This is a genomic window from Methanobacterium aggregans (assembly GCF_017874455.1).
GTDB classification, from domain to species: Archaea; Methanobacteriota; Methanobacteria; order Methanobacteriales; family Methanobacteriaceae; genus Methanobacterium_C; species Methanobacterium_C aggregans.
Genome location: NZ_JAGGLN010000001.1, coordinates 49,832 through 68,601 on the forward strand (window position 1 = coordinate 49,832; position 18,770 = coordinate 68,601).

Annotated in this window: 13 protein-coding genes; 8 read left to right on the forward strand and 5 right to left on the reverse strand. The window is 35.2% G+C overall.

Annotated features, from left to right (window positions below; translation table 11 throughout):
- Window positions 1-365 precede the first annotated feature (365 nt).
- The gene (locus J2756_RS00255) at window positions 366-1,481 is read right to left on the reverse strand and encodes a pyridoxal phosphate-dependent aminotransferase (RefSeq protein WP_209580934.1); all 1,116 of its coding nucleotides are present in this window, start codon (window positions 1,479-1,481) and stop codon (window positions 366-368) included.
- Window positions 1,482-1,528: 47 nt separating this feature from the next.
- Here J2756_RS00255 and J2756_RS00260 point away from each other — a divergent pair, with 47 nt between their 5' ends.
- Complete coding sequence (locus tag J2756_RS00260) at window positions 1,529-2,956, forward strand: amino acid permease (RefSeq protein WP_209580937.1); 1,428 nt, start codon at window positions 1,529-1,531, stop codon at window positions 2,954-2,956.
- A gap of 344 nt (window positions 2,957-3,300) precedes the next feature.
- Here the strand turns inward: J2756_RS00260 and J2756_RS00265 are convergent, their stop codons facing one another.
- Together J2756_RS00265 and J2756_RS00270 are read right to left on the reverse strand one after the other, a co-directional pair.
- Window positions 3,301-3,828 (reverse strand): hypothetical protein, encoded by a 528-nt coding sequence (locus tag J2756_RS00265; protein WP_209580940.1) that lies wholly within the window; start codon window positions 3,826-3,828, stop codon window positions 3,301-3,303.
- Between the two features lie 551 nt (window positions 3,829-4,379).
- Window positions 4,380-5,930, reverse strand: a complete 1,551-nt coding sequence (locus J2756_RS00270) for a radical SAM protein (protein WP_209580943.1) — start codon at window positions 5,928-5,930, stop codon at window positions 4,380-4,382.
- 206 nt (window positions 5,931-6,136) lie between these two features.
- Between J2756_RS00270 and J2756_RS00275 the strand changes: the two genes are divergently transcribed.
- Both J2756_RS00275 and yjjX read left to right on the forward strand, forming a co-directional pair.
- Window positions 6,137-6,607 carry a phosphopantetheine adenylyltransferase gene (locus tag J2756_RS00275; protein WP_209580946.1) on the forward strand — a complete coding sequence of 157 codons (471 nt, stop codon included), beginning with the start codon at window positions 6,137-6,139 and terminating at the stop codon, window positions 6,605-6,607.
- A gap of 49 nt (window positions 6,608-6,656) precedes the next feature.
- Window positions 6,657-7,187, forward strand: coding sequence for an inosine/xanthosine triphosphatase (yjjX, locus tag J2756_RS00280; RefSeq protein ID WP_209580949.1), 531 nt, complete (start codon window positions 6,657-6,659; stop codon window positions 7,185-7,187).
- Window positions 7,188-7,248: 61 nt separating this feature from the next.
- On the opposite strand, the gene J2756_RS00285 is transcribed toward yjjX, so the two are convergent.
- Window positions 7,249-7,863, reverse strand: a complete 615-nt coding sequence (locus J2756_RS00285; RefSeq protein ID WP_209580952.1) for an acyltransferase — start codon at window positions 7,861-7,863, stop codon at window positions 7,249-7,251.
- 286 nt (window positions 7,864-8,149) lie between these two features.
- Here J2756_RS00285 and J2756_RS00290 point away from each other — a divergent pair, with 286 nt between their 5' ends.
- From J2756_RS00290 to J2756_RS00300, 3 genes are all read left to right on the forward strand, one after another.
- The gene (locus tag J2756_RS00290) at window positions 8,150-8,569 is read left to right on the forward strand and encodes a GtrA family protein (protein ID WP_209580955.1); all 420 of its coding nucleotides are present in this window, start codon (window positions 8,150-8,152) and stop codon (window positions 8,567-8,569) included.
- A gap of 24 nt (window positions 8,570-8,593) precedes the next feature.
- Window positions 8,594-10,198, forward strand: a complete 1,605-nt coding sequence (locus J2756_RS00295) for an NAD(P)/FAD-dependent oxidoreductase (RefSeq protein ID WP_209580957.1) — start codon at window positions 8,594-8,596, stop codon at window positions 10,196-10,198.
- Between the two features lie 131 nt (window positions 10,199-10,329).
- On the forward strand, window positions 10,330-11,907 hold the full coding sequence (locus tag J2756_RS00300) for a glycosyltransferase family 39 protein (RefSeq protein WP_245315848.1): 1,578 nt from the start codon (window positions 10,330-10,332) through the stop codon (window positions 11,905-11,907).
- A 319-nt stretch (window positions 11,908-12,226) separates the two neighbouring features.
- Here J2756_RS00300 and J2756_RS00305 read toward each other — a convergent pair whose 3' ends face one another.
- On the reverse strand, window positions 12,227-13,744 hold the full coding sequence (locus tag J2756_RS00305; protein ID WP_209580960.1) for an ArnT family glycosyltransferase: 1,518 nt from the start codon (window positions 13,742-13,744) through the stop codon (window positions 12,227-12,229).
- Between the two features lie 411 nt (window positions 13,745-14,155).
- Between J2756_RS00305 and J2756_RS00310 the strand changes: the two genes are divergently transcribed.
- Window positions 14,156-16,396, forward strand: coding sequence for an STT3 domain-containing protein (locus tag J2756_RS00310; RefSeq protein ID WP_209580963.1), 2,241 nt, complete (start codon window positions 14,156-14,158; stop codon window positions 16,394-16,396).
- Window positions 16,397-16,431: 35 nt separating this feature from the next.
- Window positions 16,432-18,678 (forward strand): STT3 domain-containing protein, encoded by a 2,247-nt coding sequence (locus tag J2756_RS00315; protein WP_209580966.1) that lies wholly within the window; start codon window positions 16,432-16,434, stop codon window positions 18,676-18,678.
- The last annotated feature ends 92 nt before the right edge of the window (window positions 18,679-18,770 follow it).

Genomic DNA, 18,770 nt, shown 5'->3' on the forward strand with positions numbered 1-18,770 from the left:
TTTATTAGAACTTCAACTATAAAAATAATGTGGTTTTTCAGCTTTAATTGAAGTTAGTTTAACCTAACATTGAATTTTAAGTTACTTAATGAGAATTAAGACTTTAAAAACTGTTTAATTTCAAATATGGACTATATTAATTATTTTTTTTAAAAGATAGGAGTGATCAGCTGATCATTCTCTCTAAAAAATAGGAATGAACCTGAGTAGTAAATATAAAAAACATGGGATCCTGAAGTCATAATTCACAAAGAAAGTATAATCCATAAAAAAGTTGAAAAAACTAGAAAATTATAAAAAATTTAAGGATTATTTTAAAAAATAAGGAATTTCATGGACTCTTATTGTGATTAACCAATCCATGATCAATCAATTCTCAAATCTTCAAGCCTGTCCATTGCCCTGTTGATGTTCTCCTGGGAAGTTGCATAGGACAATCTAACATTTTCCTGCCCATACTTTCCAAAGGAACTTCCATGAACAGTTATAACATCCCTCTTCAAGGCCTCTGCAACGAACTTTTCAGATTCAGGTACCTCTGGAAATGCGTAGAAAGCACCCTTTGGAGTTGGACATTCTATTCCAAGATCCTTCAAACGTTTAAGAAGAAGATCTCTCCTATTCCTGAATTCCCCAACCATTTCACCCACACTGTCCTGGGGTCCTTCAAGGGCTGCAAGGGCCGCACTCTGGGATATGGAAGTTGCACAGGCAGTGGTGTACTGATGAACCTTCAAAAGTTCCTCAGTTAACTCTGGACTTGCTGCCGTGTAACCAACCCTGAACCCTGTCATTGCATAGGCCTTTGAAAACCCGTTTATGGTCACAACGTTTTCAGAGTAGCTTCCAGGACTGTAATGCTTCTCATCGTAGATGATCTTCTCGTATATCTCATCGGATATGAGGGTGATATCATGATCATCTGCAATTTCAGCCAGGCCCCTAACATCTTCCTTCTTCATAACCCCACCTGTTGGATTGGAGGGAGAATTCAGGACTATGGCCTTTGTTTTATCTGTTAGGTTTTCAAGCACGGTTTCAGGGGTTGTTCTGAATTCAGTACTTTCTTCAAGTTTTATCGGTACTGGAACCCCTCCTGAAAGCTTCACACATGCTGCGTAGGATAAAAAACCAGGATCAGGAACAAGCACATGGTCTCCTTCATCCACAAGGGCCTGCATGCACATGAAAAGGGCTTCACTGGCACCAACAGTCACTATTATGGATTCAGGGTCTTTTTGAATATGATTGTCTTGATCCAGCTTCTTTGAAATGGCCTCCCTCAACTCAGGGATTCCCTTGTTCACTGTGTAGTGTGTTAATCCCTCGTCAAGGGCCTTTCTGGCTGCTTCCCTTATATGGGCTGGGGTGTTGAAGTCTGGTTCTCCAAGTCCCAGACTTATGGTATTTTCCCCAGCAAGTTCGAACATCTTCCTTATTCCGGATAAACTAACTGACTCAACTCTTTTTGAATATTTCATAAGCATTACCATATTTATTTTTAGCATAGATTGTATAAATAGGGAACATGTCTGAATCTGGATTGAAACGTTCACTGGGCCTTTTTGATGTGGTGAGTCTTGTGGTTGGAACCATAGTTGGGGCGGATATATACATCGCAGCATCCTTCGGAGCCGGATTTCTGGGCCCATCATCAATATTTGCATGGATCATCGCAGGATTCATGGCAATAATCATAGCAATGTGCTTTGCTGAATGCTCATCATTAGTTCCAAGGGTTGGGGGCCCATACTCATATGCAAGGGAAGCCTTTGGAGATTTAACTGGTTTTCTGGCGGGATGGTCTCTTTTAATATCTGCGTGGAGTGCCATAGCAGTATTTCCACTGGCATTTGTATCGTACCTCCTCTACTTCTATCCTGCAATGTCTGGATGGGAGCAGACAGTGATAAAATTTCTATTCGTACTCTTCTTAACCTTTGTAAACTACAGGGGAGTTAAAGGGGCAGGAAAACTCAACGACGTATTAACGGTTTTAAAAATTGCACCCATATTCATATTAACCCTGATTGGGATTGCATTTTTCATTCTCAACCCCTCCAATCTTGTATCCCATTTCACACCAGTATCTCCACTTGGATTTGGAGGGCTTGGAAGTGCCCTTGTACTTATATTTTGGGCCTATGTGGGCTTTGAACTTGTGACAGTACCTTCCGATGAAATAATAGATGCAAAAAGAACCATTCCAAGGGCAATATTAATGGGCATGGGTATTGTAACCCTTTTTTACGTGTTGACCAACTTCGTTATCATAGGCACTGTTCCGTGGAAGGAACTTGCAGCATCATCTGCACCCCTTGCACTGGCAGGATATGCTGTTATGGGGAGTATAGGGGCTATTTTCCTGACTTTGGGTGCCTTATTTTCCATTTCAGGATCTGATGAGGCAGGAATCCTATCCTCTGCAAGGATACCCTATGCAATGGCAGGAGATGGTCTTTTACCCCAGGCATTCTCCAAGGTCCATCCAAAGTACGGCACACCCTACGTTTCTCTCATTGTACAAAACAGTGTAACCCTTGTAGCTGCTATTTTTGGAACCATAAGCCAGCTCATAGTTATCTCTGTATTCACACTTCTCTTCTGTTACCTTTTAACCTGCGTATCTGTCTTCCCATTGAGGAAGAAGTTTGAAGGTGGAATAAAACTCCCATGGATAGTACCAGCTTTAGGAATTCTCATATGTATCTACATGATGACCCAGTGCAATCTGAACCAGATAGTTACAGGGGTTGTACTCATAGCCCTGGGAATACCCATATTCTGGAGGTATGCTACAGGAGAAGAGATTGAAGCTGTAAAACGTGACATGGTCATGGGAAGGGGTATGTTCTCACGGTGGGTCATGTATCCTGAGAAGGCTTTAGCCCATTTTTTAGTACATCTTTACAGTATCTTGAGGAAAATCTACGTACTCTTTTTCTCCCGCAGTTGAAGTTTTAATGCATTCCTCTCTTTAAATGCTATAATTTTCCATTTTAAGACCTATGCACGGTTTTGAATTGATATGCAGTGTGTGGATAGTAAATAAGAATAATAATATTAAGAATAATAATAAATTCTCAGGATAGTTTAAAGAATAAAATTGAATCTGCTGACCTTAAGAAGAATTTAAACCTTCTATGTTGATTTTATTTAATATAATGGGAAATAAAAGGTTATTGAGGTTCAAAAAAAGAATATGGTTGATCATATCTTGATTTCAACTTCAAGGACATGATCCATGTACCTGGGTACACATTAATATTTATTTCTTCAGTTTATTCAAACCAGTAACAATCAGTGATTGCCCAGTTTGAATTTCATCTGATGTTCTAACATCACCAGTATTCCCGATCCAATCTGTGAACTTTCACTCTCTGCATCGATCTCAGTGCTCTTCGTTGTTTTAGGAACTGTTACAGTTTTCTTTTCCTTTACCAGTGGTTCTTTATAGGTTAACTGTATTATGCTGATAGCTTGCACTGTTTTATGGTTTTTATTAACTGTTTTTGTGGTGCTGGTTTTGTCTGTGGTTGTTTTTGTGCTGGTTTTTTTTGCACTGCTTTTTGCCGTAGTTTGGATGGTGTAAGGTGTTAATCTTAAACTCGTACCTGAGATCTTCTCCCATCCAGTTTGCATGTCGTAGTCACAGTCACAATTGGAACAGGTCCACTGTCCACCGTCACAGTACTTACTGTAGCTTAAAGTACCGTAACTGTGACACTGAGGACAGTAATTCAAGAATGTGCCCTTCTCATAGGCCCAAACCCCGTGGCTACCTGTTGCCTTAGCCACCGCAGTTACGTATTTACCTGTAACAGACACATTGTATGGTTGGTTGGTTCCTGCAATGGCAGGACTAACTGATAGTAATGTTAATGACAGGATAACGAATATCCTGAATAAGTTTCCCTTAATATAACCGCCTCCTACTCGGTTTCATGGATTTTTCCACGCCTTGCTTTGCAGTAGGTCGTGAATGCCACATCGCCACATTAGGAGTTAATAATTCATCTTCAATGCCTCCCTATAAAATAAAATGAGCATATCATCTGTATCAACAAGGAACATAATTCCATTAAAAAATACAGAAAAAAACTAGAAACCCAATTTAAATATTGACTTCAACAATTTCATATTAGTGTAAGTTCTCTTTTATTATATATTCTAATATTTATAGGTTTCGGGTTCCATGTGAACTAATTTTTTGATCATTGAACATGGACGTGTTGTCATGCTGAAAATAAAAAAATTGGAATTGGAATTGGAATTGGAATTGGAATTGGAATTGGAATTGGAATTGGAATTGGAATTGGAATTGGAATTGGAATTGGAATTGGAATTGGAATTAAAATATTTAATCATGATATTGGAACTTAATCACAGGAACCGCAGTTGTAACAGCCGAAGGTTTCACACCATGGGGTTATATTTCCATTAAGGGCTTTTTCATGTTCTTTTTTAAGAAAGGCATCACTCACTCCAACGTCTACATCGTGCCATGGAAAACCTTTCTTGGGATCTATTTCAGCCCCAAATCTCTTCCACTCCCTCATTGGAACCTTTTTTTCCAGGGATCTTTCTATGAAATCCCCCAAATCTTCTCCCCCATTTGAGAGAACGTACTGTATGAGTGAATTTTTAGGGCTCTCCATCTTAAAGGATTTAAGGTTTACCTCTGATTTCAGGTACTTTGCATTTGATTTTATCACGTCAAAATCGAATTTTTCCCACTGGAAGGGTGTGTGGGGTTTGGGTATGAATGGATTCACACTCACACGAAATGCATTACTTCTCGTGGATAACTTACTCAACCTTTTAATGGAATGTGCCATACATCTGAGGTCTTCAGATGTTTCCAATGGAAGGCCCATGAGGAAGTAAAGTTTAACATTCATCTCATGTTTAAAAGCTGTTTGAATGGTTTCAATCAGTTTTTCATCAGTTATGGGTTTGTTAACAACCTTCCTCAGCTTCCATATGGATTCTGGGGCAATTGTAACAGTTTTAAGTCCGCTCTCACGCAGTATGGTTAATAATTCATCTGAAATGGACTCAATCCTCAGCGAGGGAGTTGTGACCTGAAAACCCCTCTCAGAAAGACCCAGACAGATTTCTTCTATATGTGAGTGGTCTGAAACTGCAGCCCCTATCAATGCTATTTTACTGAGCCCAGTGGCTTTCCTGCCCTTTTCAGCCACTTCAAAGAGCTTTTTCAGGGGCATTTCACGCCTTGGTCTGTACATGCACCCTGCCATGCAGAACCTGCAGCCCCTTGCGCATCCGCGTGAAACCTCAAGGAGGAAGGACCTCCCAAAGGCGGGTAAAAACTCTTTATCATCTGTTTCAGGAACAATCTGCCTTACAGGGTGCCAGGCATCTTCCATTTTCTTCACAACCTGGATCTTAACAGGGTTTCCAGGTAGGTAAACTCCAGGTATATCAAGGAAGGCATCCAGATTCTCTCTGGGCTTTTCAAGTTCCATGAATCTGTCAAGAACGTTGTCCAGGATGACTTCAGCTTCTCCAACCACGAAGAGGTCCACGAACCTTGACATTGGCAGGGGATTTGAACTTGCACAGGGACCCCCAGCAATTACCAGAGGATCATCAGAAGTTCTGTCCTCCTTTCTCACGGGAATACCTCCATCACGCAGCATTTTAAGCACGTTAACGTAGTCCTGTTCGTACTGAAGTGAAAAACTCACCACATCAAATTTTTTCAGGGGAGTGCTGGTTTCAAGACTCCTTGCATAGGGATAAACAACTCTCTGGCAGTAAATATCTTCCCTGGAGTTTAAGAAGTCGTAGATTATATGGAAACCCAGCGAGGACATTGCACTGCGGTAGAGGTTGGGGTAGCATGATGCGAAGTTCACCTCAACATTTCTGGGATTTTTCAAAACAACGTTGTGTTCCTGGAGCATAATCTATAATCTAAACAAGATACATAATCAAGATATCGGATTGAAGTTAATATTGGAGGGTGTGGTTTAAGCTTGTAAAAATGGATATTAACCCTCCCTTCTAAACTGTTACATTAAAATTTCATTAAATTTTTAAAAGATAAGGATATTCATGAATTAAAACTTTCATTAAAAGTGAATCAATTAAAATCAAAGGAATGGTCCAAATGAATGATAAACCCTACAGGAAAGTGGCAGTTGGCGGAACATTTGACAAGTTCCATGAAGGTCACAGGAAGCTTGTTGATAAGGCCTTTGAAATAGGCAGTTACGTTGTGATCGGTGTGACTTCAAATGAATTTGGAGGGGCAAAGGGCAAAATTGAACCATGCAAAATACGAATGTCCAATTTAAGATCTCTTCTCCAGGAAAAACCTCCAGATTATGATATACAGGAGTTGAACGAACCCTACGGAACAACCATCTTTGATGAAGAAATAGATGCCATCGTTGTGAGTGAAGAAACAGAACCCACAGCCCTTGAAATAAACAGGATAAGGCGTGAAAATGGGATGAAGGCCCTTGACATTCTAAGTATTGGAATGGTGCTTGCAGAGGATGGAAGGCCCATTTCATCCACGAGGATACGAAAGGGGGAAATAGACAGGGAAGGATCAATTATAATGGATGATCAATGATCTTTTTTCAAATTTTCAGTTATTTTTTTTCAAATCTGGAGGAATCCCTATGAAGGTTGCAGTTGGATCCAGAAACCCAGTTAAGATCAGGGCAACGGAGAATGTTCTAAAAAACTTTTACAAGGATATCCAGGTTTATGGTGTTGATGTGGATTCAGGGGTACCTTCACAACCCTTGGGACTGGATCAGACCATAAAAGGTGCAGTTAACAGGGCTAAAAATGCTCATTCCCGTGATGTTGACCTGAGCGTGGGCATAGAATCTGGGCTCATGGAAACACCCTCCTCAATAACGGGTTACATAGACCTGCAGTGGTGTGCAATCTTCGACGGCAACAGGGTAACCCTTGGTGTGAGTTCAGGATTTGAATATCCACCCGGAGTTATAGAAGAAGTTTTAAAGGGACGTGAAGTAGGTGATGTTATGGATGAGGTTACAGGAATTTCCAACCTGGGTGAGAAGACAGGGGCTGTGAGCCATTTAACCCATGGGCTTCTGGACAGGGTTGGTAACACTGAGCAGTGCGTATTGATGGCCATGGTTCCGAGGTTGAATGAGAGTGTTTATTTTGGGGATTAAACCTAATTTTAGTTTTATTAATCCTTTTTAAAATAAGATATAATCTGATTCATACTTTTATTTATTCTATTTTGTTCAAAACCTTGAAGTGCTTTGGAAGGGGCTTTATCTTTGCAGGGGTGCCTATTGCAAGGAAATATGGGGGCACGTCACGGGTAACAACTGCACCTGCAGCCACCATTGCACCCTCACCAACTTCAATGCCTGATAAAAAAGTGGAATTGGCACCTATGGATGCATTTCTGCGAATTACAGGGCCTTTAAGTTCATAATCTGTCCTTATTGGATATCTGTCATTTGTGAAACATGAACATGGACCAATAAACACGTAATCCTCAATGGTGCTGTTTTTTGGTATGTAAACATTGGACTGTATGCTCACATTATTTCCAATGGTGCAGTAACCTTCAATCACGCTGTTGGTCCCTATGAGAACGTTGTCACCGATTCTGGTTTTCTCACGGATGGTGGTCCCATGGCCCGTTCTGAAGTTATCCCCAATCTCAACATCGTTGTATATAACAGTGTTTGAACGGATAACTGCGTTCTTTCCGATTTCTGGAGATCTGGACATCCTTTTGTATTTTATTCCCAGAGTCACATTCTCATCCAGTTTTGAATTTGAGAGTGTTTTGGAATTTTTGGATGCAAACAGTAAATCTTTGAGGTTTGTCATGTTTTGACCTAAATCAATCTATGATATGACTACTTTTCATTAAGAGTAGCCTTATTATTAAATTTTATATTCTTTCAGTTTAAAAAATCCTTTCCTTTTTATCTTAAAATGTTATTTATTAAAAAATAAAATTTGGTCTATAACTCAAGAATAATTGACTAAACCTATGAGTTTGCTTATAAATAATAAAAGACTATCTTTTATTTACATTACACGATTATTTTGTAATAATAACTATCTTTAGTTTGCATGGTGATATTAACAACAGAGAGTGCTGGTGAAACCAATGAAGATTCAATTTGAAACACTTTTAAAAGAGAGTACAGATCAGACATTGATTCAATTTTTTAGGTATACTTTTGTTGGTGGAGTTGCATTTCTTTTGGATTTTGGATCACTCTACTATCTTACAGAATATCTTGGAGTATACTATCTCTTATCTGCCGCAATAGCATTCATATTAGGCCTTGTAGCCAACTACATTTTGAGCATAACGTGGGTTTTCGACAATCATACTCTTGATAATAAAGTATCAGAGTTCGGACTATTTGCTTTAATTGGCATAGTTGGACTTGGAATTAATGAATTCATTATATGGGGTTTTACAGCTAATGTGCAGATTTATTATATGTTTTCTAAAATAATATCTGCAATAATTGTACTGATATGGAATTTTTCTGCCAGAAAATATTTACTCTTTAAGTAAAGTTAATTCATTAGGAGTAATTAAATGAGTGAAAAAAAAGCGATTATAGTAGGTGCTGGTCCAGCGGGGCTCACAGCGGCCTATGAATTATTAAATAAAAGTGATATAAAACCAGTAATATATGAGGCAACGAATCAAGTTGGTGGAATATCAAAAACTGTTAATTATAAGGGTAATAGGATGGATATTGGGGGTCACCGGTTTTTTTCGAAATCTGACAAGGTTATGAACTGGTGGCTTAACATAATGTCCATACAGGGAGCTCCAGCAAGGGATGACCTAATTTTAGGTAGAAATGTGCCTATTTCTTTCAACAACGCCATAGGATCCTCTGAAAAAGAGCATTTAAATGCTCCTGATCCTGAAAAAGAGAATGAAGTCATGTTAAATCGTAGCAGACTTTCTAGGATATTTTTTCTTCGCAGTTTCTTTGATTACCCTGTTTCACTAAATTACACTACATTTAAAAATCTTGGAATAAAAAGAACTATAAAAATAGGTTTTAGTTATCTTAAATCATCAATAAGTCCAATAAAACATGAAGAATCCCTTGAAGACTTTTACATCAATCGTTTTGGAGTGGAACTTTACAATACTTTTTTCAAAGATTACACTGAAAAGGTTTGGGGAACTCCTTGCTATAAAATAGCTCCAGATTGGGGATCTCAACGTGTAAAAGGACTTTCAATAAAAAAAGCAGTTTTTCACGCAATTAAAACTCGTTTTTTTCATGATAAATCTATTTCACAGAAGAAAGTCGAAACTAGCCTTATTGACCACTTCTTATACCCAAAATTTGGGCCCGGGCAGATGTGGGAAGCAGTTGCCCAAATAATAAAAGAAAATGGAGGGCAGATAAATTATAATAAGAAGATAGTTGGAATAATGCATACTGAAAATAATATTTCCGAGGTTAAAATTAGAGATGAGAAAACTGGAGAAATTGAGACACAAGTTGCAGATTATTTTTTCTCAACAATGCCTGTAAAAGATCTCATAGCAGCATTTGATCATGGAGTACCACAAAGGGTTGCTAAAACTGCTGAAGGGTTAATTTACAGAGATTTTATAACAGTTGGTCTCCTTTTAGATAAACTTCAAATAAAAAATGAAACTAAGAATCCGACTGTAAACAACATAGTTCCTGATAATTGGATTTACATACAAGAAAGGGATGTAAAATTAGGTAGAATTCAAATATTTAATAATTGGAGCCCTTATCTTGCAAAAGACCCTAAAAAAATATGGATCGGCCTTGAATATTTCTGCAATGAGGGTGACGAACTATGGAATATGAGTGATGAAGAATTCATAGACTTCGCCATTGATGAACTTTCTAAAATAGATATAACAAATCCGGAGGATGTTTTGGATGGTACTGTTATAAGGGTGGAAAAAACTTATCCTGCTTACTTTGGAACTTATAATAATTTTGATGTTATTAGAGAATTTACAGACAGTTTTGAAAACCTTTTCCTTGTGGGGAGAAATGGGATGCATCGCTACAACAATATGGATCACTCTATGTTAACTGCAATGAAAGCTGTTGAGAATATTGTAAATGGTGTTACTTCAAAAAATAACCTCTGGCAAATTAATTCTGAAGAAGAGTATCATGAAGAAAATTAATTGGAATCCGATAGTAAAAAATTAAATTTTAAAAAAATAGTTTTTGATTACAGTTTTAACTTCCTTATTTGTAATAATAGAATAAATAAAGATTTAAAATAGATATATATGGAATAATATTATTAAAGGGGTTGGATATCATTTGGAATAAACATCTTTTTAAAAAAAACGAAGATTTAATCATTATTTTAGCTGTATATTCTCTTTTAGCTTTATTTTTATTTAATTATTATCAATATATTACAAATGCAGATGGTATTTCCTATGTTGGAATTGCTCAAAGTTATGTGATGGGAAATTGGAGTGATGCTATTAATGGTTATTGGGGGCCTTTGTTTTCCTGGTTATTAATTCCATTTTTATTATTTGCTAAAACACCACTACATGCATCATTCGCCGCTAAAATAATATCATTAGTTGCGGGATTTTTCACTATAATTGGAGTGGATAAATTATCTAAAAAATTAGGTATTCAAAGACTTTTTAAATTGGCAATATTAGTTACTATGATACCAGTTACATTGTCATTTGCATTTAATGTTATCACACCAGATTTGTTAGTCACTTGCTTGCTTGTATATTATTTAATCATTATTTTAGACCCCACGTATCCTGATAAATTATCGAATGGCTTATTTTGTGGGATATTAGGGGCAGCTGCTTTTTTAGCTAAAAGTTATGCACTACCTTTTTTCATAGTTCATTTTGTTATTTTTAATTTGATCTATTATGTCAAGGAAACTTCAAAGCTGAAAAAGAAAAATTTGTTGAAAAACTTTCTTTTAGGGATTTCCATATTTTTTGTTATAAGTGGAGTATGGATAGGTGCAATAAGTGATAAATATGGAGAATTAAGCATGGGAACTTCAGGTGCTTATAATCAAGCTTTGGTTGGTCCAGAATCTCAAGGACATCCTATGTATTATCAAGGCCTTTTAAAACCTTCAAATAACCATGCTGTAAGCGTTTGGGCGGATCCTTCTTACCTTAAAATGGAAAAGTGGAGTCCTTTTTATTCAACATCTGACTTTAAGTATCAGATAGAAATTATAATTGAAAATTCTGCCCAAATAATCCAATATCTTGAAAATTTTTCAATATTTTTTATACTGATAATTTTGTTCAGTTTGATATTAATTAATAAACCTGTTTTTAGGGACTCTAAAAATATTTTAATTTATCTATTAATAACATTACTAATATACTGTGGAGGATATGTTTTAATTTTGGTAGAAGAAAGATATTTATACTTAATATGTATTTTATTGTTGATAATGGCTTTTTATATGGTTAATAAAACATATAATCTACAGATATTTAATATAAAATCTAGAAATATTCTAATAGTCTTTTTAGTATTCTCTTTTGTAGTTTTTCCCATAATTAACTTAGTTCAATTTGTTAATTTAGAAAAAGGAACTTATAATTTGAGTCAAACTTTGTCAACAGATTATGGGATACAGGGGAATATTGCTTCAAATGGGGAATGGGAAACAACTTTACATTTATCTTATTATGGGGATAGTAAATATTATGGAATAACAAAAAATACAACGGATTCAAATGCTATACAAAGGGAACTAGAAGATAATGGTATTGATTATTATTTTGTCTGGGATCAATCTGTTAACCTTAATTTAACAGATTATAAAGAGATAACAAAAAATAAAATAGAAGGATTGAAAATATATCAAAGGAATAAAATCTGAAATTTATTATTCATTTTTTTTGAATGATATTAGGATAACAAATTTTTAAGATAAACTACTTGTTATGTTATTTTTAGTTGTATATTCTGTTTCAGCAACATTACTTTGAAATTGTTCGTAGGAACTACTTTTTCTCACAGGATGCAGTTATGGGTACCGAATATTTTCAGATTGATGTTTTTCCATACTTTACTTCCAAAGTTGATGAGATCCTATTGAATGTTAAAATAATATTAAAGTTTCATAGGTTCAAATTTTAAATCTAAAAAAAATGAGAAGAATATTATTAGTTGAAATAAAAAATAAAGATTTAATTTGATCAATTTACTTTATAAATATAAACTGGTGATAGTTTTATACTTGGATTGACAGGTATTTCACCAATTAAAGTGCAATTATCTTCTAGAAATATTGGGGTTTCTGCAAAAATTTGGCCAAAGCTCAAATAATACTTGTCATGTACTGAATAATTCCAGAAACGGTCATATAATATATAACTTCCTTTTAATTTACTAAGATCAGAATTATTCATGTAATGATAATCATAGTAAGTGTAATTATTGTGTAGTGTTACCCAATATTCAGGGTCTCCAATAACAATACTTCCATTGGGGATATACCCTTGGATTTCTGGTTGAACAGTTTGATAATCATAATTTTTAGTTGAATAAATGATATTGAAAACTCCAAAAGTATTTATTAAGAGAATGGTCACTAGGAAAACTGTTATAATTGTTCTAAGACTTTTATTATAATTGAACCTTACCTTAAATATTAATGATATAAAAATAAACCAATAGGGCAATATGATCCCAAAGTACCATATTGCGTATTTTTGACTCACTAAAACCGCAAGCAAGATTACATGAACGGCTAAAACTATAATTAAAAATTTGTAATTGAATTTTTCCCTATTTTTTACAAGATGTATACTTGCTAATAAAGTTAAGTATAAAGCAGCAATTATTAATAAAAGGGCAAACCAACTTGTTGTAACCTTGATAAATCCAATTAGGATCCCATAACGGTTTACTTCTGAAATAATATTATTTAAAGGCGTAGTTGCTGAACTGGTAATATTGGCTTTGTATTGGCCCAGAAATGCCTGAAAATCCCAAGAAATATAATATAAGTAAGGCATTATAAGCAAGATAGGTCCTAAAATTAAGTATAATATCTCTTTTAGTTTAAATTCGATTTTATGGTTCTTGAGATCTACCTTACATATACCGTAGATAAGAACTATACTGATTATGCTAAAAATTCCATCAGGATGAGATAAAAAGGATAAAATTGCAAATATGCCTGTAAGAAAGTAATAACTGTATTTATTTGTCTTCAATGCTTTTATTAGAAAATATAAACCAATCACAGTAAAACATGCAACTGCAATATCCATTCTAACTTGTCTTGCAACTGTAAAGAAGAGAGGGTTAAAAATAAGCAGTAATGCAGCTAACAAACCCACTTTTTTACTGAATAGTTCATGTGCAAGCATGTAAGTAAATAAAACTGTGAAAAAACCTAAGAGTACACTTACTATTCTTGCTTGAAAAATTCCAAAGCCAATTAATTTAAAAGAAATCGCGAGCAGGATCATATAGCATGGCATTTGCCAATAAGTGAAATGACCTATGTTATGAAAAGTAGGCATCATAGTTGTCCCAAAAAAACCATGAAAAGCTAAGTTAAAAGCAGGATTAATAAACCAAGCCTCATCCATCCACAATTTAGGATATTTTGTTAAGTTAAAGGAATATACAATAATAAAAATCGATAACATGAATAATATCTCTTTATTATCCTTGATAACTCTCTTCAAATTTTTTAGGAACATTTCTCTTGATAACTCCCCATTTAAGGTATTACATTCTAATATAAAAATGTAACATGATATATAATCCTAATAAAGATATTAACCAAAATTGAAAGAAGAATTATGTTATAACTATAGGAATAGTACCTCTAATGAAAGTGCCATCAAACATTAGTTTTATATTGCTATTTAAATATCAAATATTATGGAATTATGAAAAAAATGCAAATTTAAATGAGATACACAAATTGAATTAGAACTACGGGTATTATTATTATTATTATTATTATTATTATTTGGGATCAATCTGTTAACCTTAATTTAACAGATTATAAAGAGATAACAAATAATAGAATAAAAGGGTTAAAATATATTCACGATTTTAAAATAGTTTTGAATGAATTTACATTAATTATCAAGGATTAAGGAATCATGTCAAAAAAGCAAATATTAATAACATTAATAATTATATTAATAATATTCATGGTAGGATTTGTTTTGAGGGTGGAATCAACTAACCTTCCTGGAGTTCCACTCGATGAAAAGGCTTATTATCAGGATCAAAATGGCCTTCCATACATGTACGAAATGGACTCATACTACAACTACCGTTTGACAAAAAATTATTTGGAACATGGACATACTGGAGATACCTTTATAAATGGTACTGAGTGGGATTTTCATTCTTATGCTCCTTCAGGGGTTCCGATGGATTATCCCCCACTTATAGTTTATTTAACTGCATTTGTTTACAAATTCATAAATCTATTTGCATCTGTTCCCCTTTTGGTGGTTTGCTTCTGGATACCTGCTTTTGTTGGTCCACTTGCAGGAATTATGACGTATTTTTTTGTCAGACGTTATACAAATAATTATGGAGCAGCTGCTGCAGGCATTTTAGCAGTAACAGCTCCTTTATATCTTGTTAGAACTGTTCCAGGATGGTTTGACACAGATATGTTCAATGTTTTTTTCCCAATTTTGGTCACATGGCTTTTTGTTGAAGCGGTAACTGCTCAAAAGTTCAAGAATCAGATTATACTTTCACTTTCAGCTGCATTTGCAATGGTCCTGTTTGCACTTGCGTGGAATGGTTGGCAATATCAATTCTATCTACTTGTGATATTCACAAGTATCTACATTTTATGGAGAAAGATACGGGGAGGGAATGTCAAAAATTGTGCTTACATCATTTCAATATATTTTGTAAGTACATTACTATTAGTAGGAATTTTTACAGGATTTTTGAATGTAATAAACCTTTTTGAAGAACCTCAAACTCTCCTCAAGATGTTGAGCTCTCATGGCGTTTGGTATCCATGGCCTAATGTTTATGTTTCTGTTTCAGAACTTCAAAAACCTTCAATTTGGGACGTGATGTCTGGAGTTGGTCCTGCATTTTTTGGAGGCATACTTGGCATTCTTTGGATATTAAGAGTAATGATAAATCCAAAACTTAAAAAACGTTTTTTAAATAGAATGACTTGGTTTTTTTATTTAATGTTGATAGCGTGGACTTTAATAGGATTTGTTTCTTTTGAAGAAGGTTCGAGGTTCCTGATACTGCTTATATCTCCTCTGGTTATAAGTTCCGGTATCTTAATAGGATTAGTGATAAATTACTTGTCCCTACTAAAAGAAAATCACGTCTTGAACATCTTTCAAAGAGAAGGTGTGATTAAAATATTTAAAGTAGTTATAATCTTATTAGTGACTGTTCCTGCAGTTTTTAGTGTGTATGAGTCCACATGTGCTTTACAAACTGGTGCAAATGATGATTTGTGGGACTCTGCTCTTTGGATAAATAATAACACTCAAAATAATACTATTGTTATTGTGGAATGGGGTTATGGACATCTTTTCTCAGCTATTGCTAACCGTTCAGTTTCTTTTGATGGACGAACTGCTTATATTGAAACTTTATCCATAAGGCAGTTTGATGGTGCTTATAAATTTGGCAGTGAATCTCCAAGTAGTTCAAGGGAGTACTGGATAAATCATGCATTTTCAACGGATAATCAGACACTTTCTCTGGGCATTTTTAGGATGTTAACCACAAGTGGGGATATGGGATATATAACCCTGGATCAATACACAAAAAATACAACCCAGAGTGTTATGATATTAAATAGTATACTTGGAGTTGACAATGAAACTGCAAAAGAGATATTGTTAACTAAATATGGTTTAAATGAAGAACAAGCTGAAAATGTGCTTCAATATACTCATCCAAGTGATTCAAGACCTTTTGTACTTGTGACATCTATTAATACATTAGGTAGGGGGAAGGCCATATTCAAATTTGGAGAATGGGACTTCAATGATGTTAAAGAAGGCAACTACACATATTCAGTCGGTACATTTGTTATAAATGGAACTATCTTGAATTCAACGAATAAAGTTGTAATGAACATGAAAACTAGGGATATAACGTGGAATGGAAGTTACCCTTACTCATTTATATTAATCAAAAATGGGACTATGAAAGAGCAAAGAATAAATAATAACAGCAACTTTTCTGTTGCGGTGCTTATGGACGTTAATAAAACAGTTGTAATTGATAAGAGTCTTGAAAATTCTATGTTCATGAAACTGTGGGTTGAAAACAGTAATTCAACAATGTTCAAACCAATTTACAGAAAAGGTACAGTTACTGTGTGGCAATATGTATGAAAATTTGTGAATATTCTATATGTTAGAGGATGTGCATGTCAAAAAATAAAATATTAATAATTTTCCTGTGTGTAATCATTTTTGCCACGGGTTTCATTCTTAGAGTGGAGTCTGTTAATTTAACAGGCATTCCAGCAAGTGAACAGGCTTACTATCAGGATCAAAACGGTCTTCCCTACATGTATGATATGGATTCTTACTACAATTATAGGATGACCAAAAATTACATAGAACGCGGATACATGGGAGATACTAAAGTAAACGGTAAAGAATGGGATTTTCATTCTTACGCCCCTTCAGGAGTTCCAATGGATTATCCTCCCCTCATAGTTTATCTCACAGCATTCATCTACAAATTTATAAACTTATTTGCAGCTGTGCCACTTTTATCGGTCTGTTTCTGGTTGCCCGCATTATTCGCCCCACTGGCAGGAGTCGTTGCATACATATTCACACGAAGATTCACAAACAACTACGGTGCAGCTGCTGCAGGAATCCTGACAGTCACAGCTCCTTTTTATTTTATTAGAACAGTGCCTGCCTGGTTTGACACAGACATGTTCAACGTTCTTTTTCCTCTCCTTGTAACATGGCTTTTTATTGAGGCAGTTCAAAGTGAAAACAAAAGAATAAGAGTGATATACACAATTCTATCAGCATTTTCCATGTTACTGTTTTCAATTGCATGGAATGGATGGCAGTACCAGTTTTACATAATACTGGTTTTTTCCATAGTTTACGCAGTTTGGATGAAGTTGAAGGGGAACTCTGTGAAAAATTTTGTTGTTACAGTGGGTATTTTTTCAGTACTAACTGTGATACTGATTGGTGTTCTGACAGGATTTTTGAATGTTATGAAGTTCTTAATGGGGCCAATTCAACTTGTTAACTTGTCCAGTGCTAATGGTACATGGGCACCGTGGCCAGATACATATGTATCTGTATCAGAACTTGGAATACCCTCGGTTTATGAAGTTTTATCAGGCATTGGGCCTGCATTTTTTGGAGGTATCTTTGGTCTTATGTGGATATTAAGGGTTTTGTTGAACAAAAAACTCAAAAAACAATTCTTAAGTAAAATGACATGGTTTTCTTATTTATTGTTGGTATCATGGACTATAATTGGATTTTTTTCACTTACCAAGGGTGCAAGATTCATAATACTCCTCATACCTCCGCTTGTCATAAGCTCTGGAATAATGGTGGGGCTTGCAGTTGATTATTTATCTTTACTTAAAAGAAGTGGGAGATTTAAGGTATTCCGCAGAAATAAAAATTTAATTACAATCCTCTCTCTGTGTTTAGTGCTGCTTGTGAGTGTTCCTGCAGTTTTCAATACTTCTGAATCCATGCAAATGTTGATACCTGGTGCAAATGATGATATGTGGAATGCAGCAACCTGGATAAACAGTAACACACCTAACGACACAGTTATAATTACAGATTGGAGTTATGGTCATTTCTTTTCTGCAGTATCAGATCGTCCAGTTGCATATGATGGAAGAACAGCCTATGTTGAAACACTACCCTCAAGGCAGTTCGACAGTTCATATCCATATGGGAGTAAATCTCCAAGCACATCAAGAGAATACTGGATAGATCGAGCTTTTTCAACAACAAATGAAAGTTTATCCTATGGCATATTCAAAATGATTGCAACAAGTGGTGATATGGGATACATAACCTTGGATAAGTACACGATGAACACCATAAAAAGTGCTGAAATCCTTAACAATATTTTAGGCCTTGATAAAAGCTCTGCAAAGAACGTGCTTGTCAATGAATATCATCTGAATAATACTTCTGCAGATAATGTTTTGAACTTCACACATCCTGCCCATCCAAGACATTTTATTGTTGTGAACGTGGGTCTGAAGGGATCATGGTACTTCAAGTTTGGAACCTGGGATTTCAATACGATGCAGATGGGGAATTACACCTACGCTCATGGTGATTTGGATAGTTCAGGGAACTCTCTTGTGAATCATGGTAACTTAACCCTGGATCCTAAAACTGGTCATGTAACATGGAATAAGGAAACACCCTACTGTGTGATCACCCTAAAAAATGGAACAATTGCGAAGCGTTACTTAAACAAAAACAGTAATATCTATGTTCTACTTCAGAGGGACATTAACGAGTACGCTGTTTTGGACAAAAAATTTGAAAATTCACTTTTCACGAGGATAGCTGTTGAAAGGAGTAATTCTACTTATTTCACCCCTATCTATGAGAATAACGATGTTTCAGTATGGGCACCTAGATCCACTAAATTGAATTAAATCAATAATCTACCTTCTTTTTCTTTTTATCTTAAAAAATTATTAATAAGAGGATAATTCTAAGAAAAATAGACTTTAAAAGTTAAAATGAG

Coding starts and splice junctions, on each gene's coding strand:
- J2756_RS00255 (WP_209580934.1), bottom strand. CDS start 1,481: ATGAAATATTCAAAAAGAGTTGAGTCAGTTAGTTTATCCGGAATAAGG.
- J2756_RS00260 (WP_209580937.1), top strand. CDS start 1,529: ATGTCTGAATCTGGATTGAAACGTTCACTGGGCCTTTTTGATGTGGTG.
- J2756_RS00270 (WP_209580943.1), bottom strand. CDS start 5,930: ATGCTCCAGGAACACAACGTTGTTTTGAAAAATCCCAGAAATGTTGAG.
- J2756_RS00275 (WP_209580946.1), top strand. CDS start 6,137: ATGAATGATAAACCCTACAGGAAAGTGGCAGTTGGCGGAACATTTGAC.
- yjjX (WP_209580949.1), top strand. CDS start 6,657: ATGAAGGTTGCAGTTGGATCCAGAAACCCAGTTAAGATCAGGGCAACG.
- J2756_RS00285 (WP_209580952.1), bottom strand. CDS start 7,863: ATGACAAACCTCAAAGATTTACTGTTTGCATCCAAAAATTCCAAAACA.
- J2756_RS00290 (WP_209580955.1), top strand. CDS start 8,150: ATGAAGATTCAATTTGAAACACTTTTAAAAGAGAGTACAGATCAGACA.
- J2756_RS00295 (WP_209580957.1), top strand. CDS start 8,594: ATGAGTGAAAAAAAAGCGATTATAGTAGGTGCTGGTCCAGCGGGGCTC.
- J2756_RS00305 (WP_209580960.1), bottom strand. CDS start 13,744: ATGTTCCTAAAAAATTTGAAGAGAGTTATCAAGGATAATAAAGAGATA.
- J2756_RS00310 (WP_209580963.1), top strand. CDS start 14,156: ATGTCAAAAAAGCAAATATTAATAACATTAATAATTATATTAATAATA.
- J2756_RS00315 (WP_209580966.1), top strand. CDS start 16,432: ATGTCAAAAAATAAAATATTAATAATTTTCCTGTGTGTAATCATTTTT.